The 433-nt window shown below is 71.4% G+C and carries 1 pseudogene; it reads right to left on the bottom strand.

Features of this window, described 5'->3' with window-relative positions:
* Positions 1-433: pseudogene (locus RKE29_RS30490) on the bottom strand (hypothetical protein); the annotation flags it as partial.

Below are 433 nucleotides of genomic sequence, written 5' to 3'. Positions count from 1 at the left end.
GGGGTGGGTGGTCTGGCCCGGTGTGACGGGCTGCAAGGGACGGCCGCAGACGGCGCATGGGGGCCGGTGCTCAGGTGGCGACCACAATGGGGAGAGTCGCGACTCATCGCGACTCAGGGCCGCCGCTGTCGGGGTGGTGAGTGGCGTTGAGTCGCGACTCACGTCATTGCGGGCGCCACTGTGCAGGGTGATCCCGCTGTAGGTGACGCCCTGCCTGCCGTCGTCGCCGCGGCGGCGGACACGGCGCAGCTGGGGGACGACGGACAGCAGGTTGCGGCCCAGCATCTGCTTCGTGCCCGGGTGGACCCCGCTGTCTTCGGCCCACTCCTTCCAGGCGGCCCACAGGTCGTCGGCGGTGACTTCGCAGGCTGGCCCGGTGGTGCAGCGTTCGCGGACGAACGCGGAGGTGGGTGAGGCGGTGTCCTGCATGGTG

Source organism: Streptomyces sp. B1866, assembly GCF_031932565.1.
Lineage (GTDB): Bacteria > Actinomycetota > Actinomycetes > Streptomycetales > Streptomycetaceae > Streptomyces.
This window is presented reverse-complemented; position numbering and strand designations above follow the sequence as displayed.